General features: G+C 77.9%; 1 protein-coding gene. It reads left to right on the top strand.

The window, feature by feature from the left end; genetic code table 11:
- A partial coding sequence (locus FV230_RS28855) for a penicillin-binding transpeptidase domain-containing protein (protein ID WP_281408348.1) occupies positions 1-806 on the top strand: 806 nt, incomplete at both ends.

The following is an 806-nucleotide window of genomic DNA, read 5'->3' as shown; positions in this document are numbered from 1 at the left end:
GTGCTCGCCCAGGTCGGCAGCGCCGGCTACCGCGACGCCGCGCGCCGCGGCGCCATCGACATGACGCTGGCGGTGCGCTCGCCGGGCTCGGCGCTCAAGCCCTTCATCTACGCGCAGGCCTTCGAGAGCGGGCTCGCCCATCCCGAGACGCTGCTCGACGACCGCCCGGCCCGGTACGCGGCCGCCTACGCGCCCGAGAACTTCGACCTCACGTATCAAGGCACCGTCACCGCCCGCCGCGCCCTGCAGCTCTCGCTCAACGTGCCCGCCGTCGCGTTGATGGAGGCGGTCGGCCCGGCCCGCTTCATCGCCCGCCTCAGGGCCGCCGGCGCCGCGATCCTGCTGCCGCGCGACGCCGCGCCGGGCCTGCCCGTGGCGCTGGGCGGCCTCGGGATCACGCTGACCGACCTCGCCCGGCTCTATGCCGGCCTCGCCCGCGGCGGCGCGATGCCCGACCTGATCCGCCGCGCCGACCGGCCGGCGCCGCCCGACTCCGCGCGCCGCGTCGCCGAGCCGGTGGCGGCCTGGTACGTCGCCGACATCCTGCGCGGCGCACCGCCCCCCGAGAACGCGCTGCCCGGCCGCATCGCCTACAAGACCGGCACCTCGTTCGGCTATCGCGACGCGTGGGCCGCCGGGTTCGACCGGCGGGTGACGATCGCGGTCTGGGTCGGGCGGCCGGACGGCGCCGCGGTGCCGGGCCTCGTCGGGCGCGCGGTCGCCGCGCCGATCCTGTTCGACGCGTTCGCGCGGTTCGGCGGCGAGCCGGAGCCGGTGGCGCAGCCGCGCGACGCGCTGGTCACCAC

The sequence above is a fragment of the Methylobacterium sp. WL6 genome, assembly GCF_008040095.1.
GTDB lineage: Bacteria > Pseudomonadota > Alphaproteobacteria > Rhizobiales > Beijerinckiaceae > Methylobacterium.
This window is presented reverse-complemented; position numbering and strand designations above follow the sequence as displayed.